The organism is Pelotomaculum sp. PtaB.Bin117 (assembly GCF_002067195.1).
GTDB lineage: Bacteria > Bacillota > Desulfotomaculia > Desulfotomaculales > Pelotomaculaceae > Pelotomaculum_D > Pelotomaculum_D terephthalicicum.
In genome coordinates, this window is the sequence record NZ_MVQM01000085.1 from 23,307 (window position 1) to 31,438 (window position 8,132).

8 protein-coding genes are annotated in these 8,132 nt (G+C 50.0%); 2 read left to right on the forward strand and 6 right to left on the reverse strand.

Annotated features, from left to right (window positions below; translation table 11 throughout):
• Positions 1 to 15: 15 nt before the first annotated feature.
• The 3 genes from A4E54_RS05765 to splB form a co-directional block, all read right to left on the reverse strand.
• Positions 16 to 429 (reverse strand): hypothetical protein, encoded by a 414-nt coding sequence (locus A4E54_RS05765; protein WP_240083455.1) that lies wholly within the window; start codon positions 427 to 429, stop codon positions 16 to 18.
• A 223-nt stretch (positions 430 to 652) separates the two neighbouring features.
• On the reverse strand, positions 653 to 1,333 hold the full coding sequence (locus A4E54_RS05770) for a TVP38/TMEM64 family protein (RefSeq protein ID WP_240083456.1): 681 nt from the start codon (positions 1,331 to 1,333) through the stop codon (positions 653 to 655).
• Between the two features lie 335 nt (positions 1,334 to 1,668).
• On the reverse strand, positions 1,669 to 2,688 hold the full coding sequence (gene splB, locus A4E54_RS05775; RefSeq protein WP_240083457.1) for a spore photoproduct lyase: 1,020 nt from the start codon (positions 2,686 to 2,688) through the stop codon (positions 1,669 to 1,671).
• A gap of 206 nt (positions 2,689 to 2,894) precedes the next feature.
• Here splB and A4E54_RS05780 point away from each other — a divergent pair, with 206 nt between their 5' ends.
• A complete protein-coding gene (locus A4E54_RS05780; RefSeq protein WP_240083458.1) occupies positions 2,895 to 4,295 on the forward strand; it encodes an MFS transporter in 1,401 nt (466 codons plus the stop codon).
• Positions 4,296 to 4,552: 257 nt separating this feature from the next.
• Here A4E54_RS05780 and A4E54_RS05785 read toward each other — a convergent pair whose 3' ends face one another.
• The 3 genes from A4E54_RS05785 to trpD are packed head-to-tail and all read right to left on the reverse strand — an operon-like array spanning position 4,553 to position 7,003.
• Positions 4,553 to 5,230 (reverse strand): phosphoribosylanthranilate isomerase, encoded by a 678-nt coding sequence (locus A4E54_RS05785; RefSeq protein ID WP_240083460.1) that lies wholly within the window; start codon positions 5,228 to 5,230, stop codon positions 4,553 to 4,555.
• A gap of 1 nt (position 5,231) precedes the next feature.
• Positions 5,232 to 5,975, reverse strand: a complete 744-nt coding sequence (locus A4E54_RS05790) for a beta/alpha barrel domain-containing protein (RefSeq protein ID WP_240083461.1) — start codon at positions 5,973 to 5,975, stop codon at positions 5,232 to 5,234.
• The gene (gene trpD / locus A4E54_RS05795) at positions 5,972 to 7,003 is read right to left on the reverse strand and encodes an anthranilate phosphoribosyltransferase (RefSeq protein WP_286724938.1); all 1,032 of its coding nucleotides are present in this window, start codon (positions 7,001 to 7,003) and stop codon (positions 5,972 to 5,974) included. Before trpD ends, A4E54_RS05790 begins: the two co-directional genes overlap by 4 nt.
• A 412-nt stretch (positions 7,004 to 7,415) precedes the next feature.
• Here trpD and A4E54_RS05800 point away from each other — a divergent pair.
• The coding region (locus tag A4E54_RS05800; protein ID WP_286724939.1) for a Crp/Fnr family transcriptional regulator at positions 7,416 to 8,132 on the forward strand (717 nt) is incomplete at its 3' end.

The window sequence follows — 8,132 nt, forward strand, 5'->3', positions numbered from 1 at the left end:
TCTTTTGTACGGAGGTTACTCCATAGGGTATAACTCGGCGTATTGATCAGGATCGAATTCGCGGTCATATTCAATGTCGCCGAAGATGTCCGGGAAATTCTGCTTCATGTATAATAACATGGGTATCATGAGTTGCTTTAGAGCGGCAGGCGTTATCGGTAAAGTGGTGGTTTCCAGTAATTCGTGCCACTGCGCCAGTGTATAGCGGTAAACAATTCTGGTTTTTGTAGCCCCTTGGGTGATTTCAGTAGGAAACCGGAAAGGTTTTTCTGCGTCGAATACCCGTTGAGTTGATACCGTTAGGGGTACGTCAATATCCTTTCCGAAAACCGCAATGGCGATAATTTCCGTCTCAATGACAGCGCTGGCTGCTTCTGATTGTTGCTCATCTTGGGGAGGTATTTGGACCAGCAATAAAGGAGTATTCATTTGCTCACCTCGTATAACACATTAAAATAGATAACTTCTGTTATTATTATTCCCTTATAGCTAAGCAACTGTTTTAATGTCATGCTTAAAGGCCATTATTTGCCTCATGCTGTTGATGAAATAACATTTTTATTATATATTGGATAAACTTTTTTCACAAATCAATTTCTTGCTATTGTTGTGTTTTGGGTTCATAAAGTTTTAAATAGCTCTAAGTATTAGTTCACTTTTTCTGTATCCTGCACGTATAAAACCTGGTTTGCAGCTCCTCAAAAGAGAATCTTCGCTTTAAGAGGATAGACGCTATAACCATCAAAGCCAATATGCCAACAGCCAGCATAAATTCAAGGGATCTGACACATAAGGCCTTGTCCCCCAGGTTTGTAAAAACAAGAACCCCTGGAATAATGCCAATCATTGTGGAGAGTATGTAGTCGATATATTTAATCCTGGTCAGTCCTGCTCCATAGCTTATTACATTAAAGGGTATTATGGGAATAAGCCTCATCATTAAGACCAGTAGAAAACCGCCCTTTTCCATTCCATCCTCAAATTTTTGCATTTTCCCTTTAACAAGCTTTTCAACAAAATCTCTTCCCAGCAACCTGGAGATATAGAAGGCAACTGTTGCGCCAATCATAGCACCGATTATTGTATACAAGGTTCCGAAGTACATTCCGAAGGCCATTCCCCCTGCAACCGCAATAACTGAACCCGCCGGGATCACTGAAAACATTGTCATATAAACAATAGGTCCAAAAACGCCGTAAGAAGCTATATAGTCCCGTAATCCCTCTGCTGTTGGGTTTTCAAACATTCCTGATTTTTGGGATAAGTAAAAAATTGTAGCAAGAATCAGGATAACAGCTGTTGTGATCATATTCTTTTTGCTTAACCATTGCATTTAAAACCCCTCCATCAAATGATCACAGCTTTATAGAGCTGCCCCTGAATTCCTAAAGCAGCTATCCGGAAACAAAGAATGCTCAACACATGGTATTTAACCAGTAAAGAGCGTTCCTTTAGTTTTAGTCAACTAGATAAAATTTAATTTTAATTTATCCCTTCAAGTTTAAGAAATATTAATTTTATTATATATTTTTAAAAATATATAAAGCAATTGCTTATTGTTTATATAAAAAATAGTCATATAAACAGCTGCGCAAATAAAATACTTTTATGAACAAATGGGACATGGTAATTTAATACTTTAGCCCCAAGTTTTAAAGGCTTTTTTTTCTAAACAAAATACTCCGCCTTTGCATCCGGGAAAAATTCACCAACCATATCCTCAAAATAAGCTTTAACCTCCGCAAAGAGTTCCTTTGGGTAGACATATTTACCGTACCCGAACTGCCCAAATTTAAAGGTCCTGTCCTCTTCTTCCAGGTCCAGCCGCGTGTTCGGGAAAACCTCCAGGATGGTGCTCTTGGCCCTTTTGGTAAAGCGGTGGGTAATAAACTCAAAGGTAAGGCCGGTAACTTTACCATCAAGCTCCGCAGCGGCTGTCTTGAACAACTCCCGGTAGCTCTCCCGCCACCCTTCCGAGACAATAATGGGCGCCACCAAAAACCCCAGCGGGTAGCCGGCCGACGCCACTCTTTTGGCCGCCGCCAGCCTTTCTTCCAGCGGCGGGGTGGCGTGCTCGAACTGCCTGATGATCTCCCCGGTATTGATGCTGAAGCGAAAACGGGTATGCCCATGATGGGGCGCTTCCAGCAGCGTGTCAACATCGGTGAATTTGGTGACGAAGCGGAAGCGGCCGCGCCCCTGTTCCCCGAAGAACTCAATAGCCTTTCTTAAAATGCCGGTGTAAGGCTCCGTGGGAATCGGGTCGGACGTGGCGGCCCCCTCAAAGACAGTGACCGCCGGCTTTCTTTTTTCCAGGTAATCTTTGGCGGCGCTCAAGATTTCCTCAGTGTTGACATAGATACGGATGTAAGGCTTTCTGCCCAGGTTGGTGAGCAGGTAGCAGTATTCACACTTGCCGGGGCAGGAAGTGGCCAGGGGCAGTTGAAAGTGGGCCGACGGCCTGCAGGTTTCAAAGCGCATCGTCCGGCGCACTCCCACCACCAGGGTGCGTTTGCCCTCAAAATAGCCTTCGCCCGGGGTTTTGCCCGGAATCGAGGTGACCCTGTTATGAGATGACGTGAAGCCGGTTTCAACACCCCGGTCCTTGAAATAAGCCAGCAGCTTATCCCCCAAAGGGTACCGCAGGGAATCCGGTTCAAATATTACCCTTTGGGGAATAAATACCATTCTTAATCACCAGCTTCTTAAAATAGTATAATTATAAAGCAAGTTCAGTATTACGCGAGCTCTACCCGGAGGGCGATTTTGACTGGTAATCATCTGTCCCGGACTTAGAAAAAAATTATTTGATTCAAAGTTATTATTCCAATAAAATAGAAACTAAAACAATCTAAATACCAATGATATTATCCGCGTTGAGGGGGCATCAGAAATTGGCACAAGATAATACATTAAGAAAATACTCGTTAATCACCGTAATGCTGGCTTCATTCATGACTCCCTTCATGGGCAGCGCGGTCAATTTGGCCATACCGGCGATCGGGGAACAATTCAACAGCAGCACTTTCATGCTGAGCTGGGTGGTAAGCGGCTACCTCCTCTCTTCAGCGGCGCTGCTTCTGCCATTCGGCAGGCTGGCGGACATTCTCGGCAGGAAAAAGATTTTTGTGTGGGGTATTTTTGTTTTCACTCTGTCTTCATTGTTATGCAACCTGGCCTGGTCCATCCAGGCGCTGGTTTTCTTCAGGCTGCTGCAGGGAGCCGGCGGCGCCGCGCTCTTCAGTACGGGCATGGCCATATTAACCTCGGTTTTCCCGCCCCAGGAGAGAGGCAAGGTGCTGGGCATCAACGCCGCCACAGTTTATACCGGCCTTTCCCTGGGGCCGGTGCTGGGCGGCGCGATGAACCAGCACTTCGGCTGGCAGTCCATATTCTATCTCAACGTGCTGATTGGCTTGCCGGTCATGCTGCTGGCGGTTTGGAAAATAAAGGCGGAGTGGGCGGACGCCCGGAGCGAGCGGTTTGATTGGAACGGCGCCGCGCTCTACAGCGTTGGTTTGGGGTCTTTAATGTACGGCTTCTCAGCCATGGCCACCTATGCCCCGGCCAAAGCGCTCGCCGCTGCCGGCCTGATTTTGCTGGTCCTGTTCGTCAGGCGCCAGGCCAAGGTGCAACAGCCCATGTTGAATATCAAGCTGCTCAGCGGAAACACCGCGTTCGCCTATTCCAACCTGGCGGCTTTCATCAACTACAGCGCGACTTTCGCGGTCGGCTTCCTGCTCTCCCTGTACCTTCAGGTGGTTTTGGGCTATAACTCCCAGACAGCGGGCCTGATCCTGCTGTCGCAGCCGGTGCTCATGGCGCTGCTGTCTCCTTTCGCGGGAATTCTTTCCGACCGCGTGGAGCCGAGGATAGTCGCTTCCTGGGGAATGGGCCTGACTACAATCGGACTGGCCTTATTTTATTTCATCGGCAAAGACACGCCCACATGGTTTATCGTGGCCAATCTCGCCCTGCTGGGTATCGGCTTCGCGCTGTTTTCCTCCCCCAACAACAACGCTATTATGGGATCGGTGGAAAAGCAGTTCTACGGCATAGCTTCATCAACCCTGGGAACCATGCGGCTCACCGGACAGGCCGCCAGCATGGCGCTGGCCACGCTAATCATAGACTTGCACATCGGCAGCGCCCAGCTGAATGCCGCAGACCCCGGCCTGCTCATTAAAAGTTTCAAAATATCTTTCATTATATTTGCCGTTGCCTGTTTAGGGGGAATATTCGCCTCCCTGGCCAGGGGCGACATGAGGGGAGCTTCAATCCCCGATGAGCGATAAGTCAGCATCTGCCCGGCCGTCAGCGCGTTTTACGAGTTGATTGAATAGGTGGGCTGCTCTGGCCACGGGAACGGCGGCGGAAGCTTTTCCCGGAACTCAGGGTGATATGCTTAGTTCAATGCAGGAGATCCCCGTCTGAGGATTTGTTGCCTTGTCTTGCAAGAGCCTCCCGGTCCGGTGCCAGAGGGGGCTGCTCCATCCATTCATTTTTAATCATTATACTTTACTGAGAATTTAATTTTCCTCATCAAGCAGCTTTACTTTTCTACTGGGGAACAATGATGAACTATGCTGACGAATTCCTTGACTTTCCGGGAATCAAGCCACCCTTCCCGGGTAACCCCGCTGTGCACATCAACGGCATATGGCTGTACCGTCCGGACGGCTTCCACCACATTGCCGGAGTTTAACCCGCCGGCCAGGATTAGCGGCCGGGGCCATATGTCGTTCTTCAACCGCCTGGCTGCCTGAAAGTCAATAGTCAGGCCTGTGGAGCCTACTTTGCCCTTGCTGAAGCTGTCCAGCAATATGCAGTCCGCCCCGGCGGCAAGGTACTCGCTGCCGCATTGAGTCAGATTATCTCCCTCGATCGCGCCGGCCCCCTGCACGTGCAGCGTTTTGATAATTTCTACAGGTATTTTTGTCTTGAGGAGCGCCACATCTTCGGGCTTGTTGAATCCGTGCAGCTGAACGGCGTCCGGGCGGCAATGCTCCACCAGGCGGCAAATTCCGTCTGTATTTTCTGCGGTGATGATCAACACCGAGCGGATGGAAGGCGGTACCAGGGCAATAAACCGGCCGGCCTGTTCCCGGCTCAGGTTGCACGCGAGAGGCTGCCAGACCTCGGTGATAAAGCCGATTGCGTCCACTCCCGCCTTTGCCAGCAGTTCTATGTCCGACTCTTTCCTGCTGCCGCAAATCATTGTTTTGGTCATATTACTCCACCCCGCACCGGACGAAATCAGCCACAGTCCGGGCAGGGTCCCCGGACAGCAGGAACGCCGTGCCCACAAGCACCGCGTCGGCGCCTGCGGCAATGGAGCGCCGGACATCCGCCGCATCCCGGTGGGCGCTTTCACTAACAATCAGCGCATCACCCACCACCTGGCGGTAGCGGAAGAGCACGTCTTGTCCGAGCCGCAATTTATCGTCCCCTATTTCCAGCTCATCTATGTTTTTATTGTTGAATCCGACCAGCCGGGGCAGCGGCTCCAAGCCCCTCACCAGCGGCAGGTCCTCTATCCCCCTGGTTTCCACAAGGGCCGACATGCCTTGCCGGCGGACATATTTCAGCAGTTCAGGCAGTCTGCCGCCCGCCATGTGAGCAATCAGCAGCAAAGTTACCCTGCCGGGACAAGCAGGGTCCACTGCGGAAACCAGCGAGCGATAGAAGTCCACCCTTGCCTGGTCCGTAATGAAGTCCTTGATCAGCAGGGGCAGCGGCGTGGAGCGTAAAACGGCCGGAATATCTTTTTCGGGCTGCCCTCCAAAATGTACAGGCTCAGTCACCAGAGAAATGCCCGCGGCGCCGCCTTTTTCGTAGCACCTGGCGAGCAGTGCGGCGTCCCGGTCGTCCTGCCCGAGCTGCGCCGCCAGCTTGGGAATTACCCGCTTTATTTCAGCAATGACCGGAACGTCGCCCCGTTGGCGGGCAGCGATAATAGATTCCGTCAGATTCAATGCAGCGCGCCCCCGATTTCCTGCGTTTTGCTTCTAATCTCATGCAACTTGGCCAAAGCCAGACCCGAGTCCAACGTCTCCCTGGCCAGCGCCAAACCTTCCGTCAAGTTTGCCGCTTGATCAGCCACCACAAAAGTGGCGGCCGTGTTTAGGAGAAGCATATCCCGCCGCGGCCCTGTTTCCTTTCCCTCAAAAATATCCATGATTATTTTCGCGTTGTCGTCAGGACCGCCCCCGGACAGCTCATCAATGCCACAGCGTTTCATGCCGAAATCCTCAGGCACGATAACAAAATAGTCGATCTTGCCGTCCTTAATCTCCGCCACTTTGGTTTCCCCCATCAGCGAGATCTCATCCAGTCCGTCCATCCCGTGCACAACCATGGCATGGGTCAAGCCGACTTCCCGGACCACTTCGGCCACCTGTTCCACCAGATGAAGCTGATATACGCCGAGCACATGCCTTTTTGCGCCAGCGGGGTTGATCACCGGCCCGATAATCGTGAAAAATATCGTTTTGATGCCAAGGTCGTTTTCCGGTCCGAAAACTTTCATCATCACCGGGTGATAAAGCGGCGCGTACAAGAAGGAAAAGCCGATTTCCTCAATGAGTTTTTCCGCATGCAGCGGCTCAAGGTCCACCGGTATGCCCAGCGCCTCCAGCACATCGGCGCTGCCCGAAGAATGTGAAATGGAACGGGAGCCGTGCTTGGCGATTTTCACTCCGGCGGCGGCGGAAATTATCGCGTTGGCGGTGCTGATATTAAAGGTAGTCAGGCCGCCGCCGGTCCCGCAGGTATCGGTCAAATCACCGTTCACCCGCGGGTTTATGGTCACGCAGGCCCGGCGCATGGCCTTGGCAATTCCCGCTATCTCCGCCGTGGTCGGACCCTTCATCAACAGCGCCATTAAGAATCCCGCTATCTGCGTGGGTGAAAATTCATCTTCTTTTATACCGAAAATCACCTTATCTATTTCTTCCTGATTCAGCTCCTGTGTTTTAATCAGCTTCTGCAAAATGCCTTTCATTATTTTGCTCCTCTCTTTCATATCAGTCTGGATTAAATCAATTATTTCCGGCTCAAGACAACAGTTTTTTGCCGGTTGATTGATTCGGTGACGGTTATGGGAAGATGTTGCAGGAAGATTATAAGAGGAGGTGCGGGTTAAGCCATTTTGGCATAAATAAAACCAGCGCCTAGTCTGAGCGCTGGTTAGTGATTGATCTAACAGCCTCAACTCAGCTCTGTCTGCTCTCGTCTCTTCTTTATTAACTCGTCTCGTCACCTGTAAACTTAATTTTAATATAACACCGCGTTTTATAACTGTCAATAAAGTTTGCGACAATACCCCGTCACATCTTTATATCGATATCTTTCCTTTTATGCGATAGCTGGTTACAATAATAGTAATTGTTTTCTTGGGACAGGGGGTTATTCATTTGCATGAATTGATCGCTAACATACCGCTTTTTTCCGGCTTGGACAGGATCAACCTGGCCAAAATAATCCCCGAAATGGAGAAGACCTCATTTGCCGCCGGACAGATCATATTTAACCAAGGTGACCCGGGAGACTCCCTGTTTATCATAGTTGACGGATTCGTTAATATTTTTTGCACCGACAATGAAGGTAAAGCACAAGAGCTTGCCTGCCTGGGCACAGGGGAGTGCTTCGGAGAAATTTCCCTATTGACCGGCCAGCCCCGGACAGCCAGCGTTAAGGCCGCGACAGGCTTAACTGTATACGTGTTGTCTCAAACGGGCCTTTATAGCTTAATGAAAAAACATCATTCTCTTTCAATTTATTTCAATGAAGTATTAGCCGCGCGGCTCTTAGCCACCAACGCCGGACTAAGCGGTGAAAAGAGGGAAGAAAATGCAAGGGACACCCTAATAAACGGGCGTTATCTCACGGAAAATATCACGTACAGGCGTCGGCAACCAACCAGTCGCTTCAATAATACAAGGATATCAATTGCCCTTGCGGGAGCGGCATTATGTATTATTTCCACCTTCTTTTTCTTGTCAAATGGCCTGAGCAAACCTCACATAATATTTATTGAGCTGCTGCTGGCGGCGACTTTCTGCTGGGGGTTGAATATCTTTTCATTTCATGTTGTATCTCTCTCCCTGCCTGTGCTGGCGGTCCTCTTAGGC

Coding starts and splice junctions, on each gene's coding strand:
- A4E54_RS05765 (WP_240083455.1), bottom strand. CDS start 429: ATGAATACTCCTTTATTGCTGGTCCAAATACCTCCCCAAGATGAGCAA.
- A4E54_RS05770 (WP_240083456.1), bottom strand. CDS start 1,333: ATGCAATGGTTAAGCAAAAAGAATATGATCACAACAGCTGTTATCCTG.
- splB (WP_240083457.1), bottom strand. CDS start 2,688: ATGGTATTTATTCCCCAAAGGGTAATATTTGAACCGGATTCCCTGCGG.
- A4E54_RS05785 (WP_240083460.1), bottom strand. CDS start 5,230: ATGACCAAAACAATGATTTGCGGCAGCAGGAAAGAGTCGGACATAGAA.
- trpD (WP_286724938.1), bottom strand. CDS start 7,003: ATGAAAGGCATTTTGCAGAAGCTGATTAAAACACAGGAGCTGAATCAG.